The 2,206-nt window shown below is 37.7% G+C and carries 2 protein-coding genes and 1 pseudogene; all 3 read left to right on the top strand.

All coding sequences use genetic code 11. From position 1 onward, the window contains the following. Positions 1-411 (top strand): annotated as a pseudogene (locus V5N63_RS11650) (glycosyltransferase family 2 protein); the annotation flags it as partial. Next, positions 412-1,575 carry a glycosyltransferase gene (locus tag V5N63_RS11645; RefSeq protein ID WP_332034076.1) on the top strand — a complete coding sequence of 388 codons (1,164 nt, stop codon included), beginning with the start codon at positions 412-414 and terminating at the stop codon, positions 1,573-1,575. Between the two features lie 2 nt (positions 1,576-1,577). Then, a complete protein-coding gene (locus V5N63_RS11640) occupies positions 1,578-2,153 on the top strand; it encodes an acyltransferase (RefSeq protein ID WP_332034075.1) in 576 nt (191 codons plus the stop codon). The last annotated feature ends 53 nt before the right edge of the window (positions 2,154-2,206 follow it).

The following is a 2,206-nucleotide window of genomic DNA, read 5'->3' as shown; positions in this document are numbered from 1 at the left end:
CCTTATTTCTTTAACTGCCCTATTGTCGTTAATCATTTCGTGTGTTTCAGGAGAAATATTTATTTACAGACCGAAAAGATGAATCCCGAACTAAGAATCTCCGAAGATCAGGATCTCTATTTGAAAATGTATGAAAAAGGTAATTTTAAATTCATCAATGAAATCAATTACCTGTACCGCACCCATTCCGGAGGTATTTCGCAGAACGACAATAAGAAAAAATCCTACGAATACTGGGGGAAAGTTATTTGGGACAGCATGCAGAGAAGGGGTTTAAAAATCATTCATCGTAAAAAAGTTCCCGAAACCTACCCGACAGCTGAGGAAATTTTTGCTTTACTGGAATATCAAAATTCGTTAACTTATCGGATTAAAAAGAAACTGAAAATTATTCTACAAAGTTTTTCTTAAATGCTACCTGAACAAAAAAAGATAAAAATCCTCTTTCGCCACCGATCCATGGAAATGGGTGGAGTTGAAAAAGTGATGCTCAGCCTGCTCAATAATCTGGACAAAGAAAAATTTGACATGACTGTTTTATTGAGCTTAAACCAAGGAGAACTGCGAAATGAATTTCCCCATCATGTCCGTAAAATTTATTTGGCAGAAGGAAAAGAAGATTTTTCGAAAAATTATCTTCTTCAAAAATTTCAACTTTTCAAAAGAATAATAAAACTTGAAAAATTTAGAAAAAGCCCGGAAATCATTGATAAAGAAATTTTGAAAGAAAATTACGATATCGAAATCGCCATGACTTATAATGATTTTGATTCGGTTTTACAATCCACCAATAAAAATTCTAAAAAGATCGGCTGGTTCCACTCTGAGATTGATTTGCCAAAGCTTCAGCCATTAGTTCCCAAAATTATCAGGCATTTTCCTCAGTTCGATTACATGGTGTACTGTTCAGAAAAAATCATGCAGATTATGCACCGCACTTATCCCAACCTCCCGTATCCACCTGAAAGCGTGATTGTCAACGCAGTTCCTGTCGACGAAATAAGGAAAAAAAGTGAGGAAAAAATTCCCGATTTTAAAAACAGACCGGTTTTTGTTTCCGTGGGCAGACTTCACACCAGAAAAGGCTACCATAAACTGATGGACGCGCATCACCGGCTTTTAAAAGATGGCTTCGAACATTCAGTCGTGATTATAGGCGACGGAGAAGAGCTTACCAACCTCTTGTCCCAGCAGAAAAAGCTTGGCGTTGAAGAAACTTTTATTCTCGCCGGCAACAAAATGAATCCGTACCCTTACATTAGAAATGCAGACTTCTTCATTTTGCCTTCCGAATCTGAAGCTTGGCCTCTGGTAATTTCGGAAGCACTTATTTTGGAAAAACCTATTATAGCAACAAGGGTTGGCGATCTTGACTTTATGATTGAGGACGGCAAAACCGGCCACCTGATCCGTTACGAAACCTCAGAAATTTATGAGGCGATGAAGAAATTCTTAACCAACGAATCTTTCGTTCAAAATATCAAAGAAAACCTGATCAATATTGAAGAACAGTTCGATAACCGAAAGATTTTTAATAAAGTTGAAAAAATCATCATTAATTTAGCAAAAAAATAACGATGATTTTTCTCTATAGAATACTTTTAAAAATTCGGGATATTTACCACAATATGGTGAAAATTGCTAGCATTGAAGTGGCAAAAAGCAAAGGGATGAAAGTAGGAAAAAATTTCTTCGTGCAGGGCATACCGAACTTCGGCTCAGAACCTTTCCTCATAGAAATAGGCGATCATGTTACCATTGCAGAAAATGTGGGTTTCATCAACCATGGAGGGGACGCCAGAGTTACGAAAAGAATTGAACGGTATAAAAACGGCAGAAATTTTGGAAGAATTCGCATTGGAAGTAATTCGTTCGTCGGTAAAGGAAGCGTTATAATGCCGGGCGTTTCCATAGGAAACAACTGTATTATCGGATCGTTGAGTATTGTTAGTTCTTCAGTACCGGACAACACGGTTTATGCGGGTAATCCTGCTAAATTCATATGTACCATCGACGAATATGGCGACAAACTGCTGGCCAACACTACCGAATACCCTCTGGATCTTGAAGCAGACCGAAAAAAATTGGAAAAATACCTTATAGCCAACCTGCCCCACACTTACAAACCTGTTAAAAACAACACTGGTAAATAGAGCACGCAAACTATATCGATAAAGCGCGGTAAGTTCGTGTTCAGTGTACCTTA

Source organism: Kaistella sp. (assembly GCF_032060305.1).
Taxonomy (GTDB): domain Bacteria; phylum Bacteroidota; class Bacteroidia; order Flavobacteriales; family Weeksellaceae; genus Kaistella; species Kaistella yananensis.
The sequence above is the reverse complement of the archived record's forward strand: the minus strand, read 5'-3'. Positions and strand labels throughout refer to the sequence as shown.

Bases quoted from the DNA above. Each gene is read 5' to 3' on its own strand.
- V5N63_RS11645 (WP_332034076.1), top strand. From the start codon at position 412: ATGCTACCTGAACAAAAAAAGATAAAAATCCTCTTTCGCCACCGATCC.
- V5N63_RS11640 (WP_332034075.1), top strand. From the start codon at position 1,578: ATGATTTTTCTCTATAGAATACTTTTAAAAATTCGGGATATTTACCAC.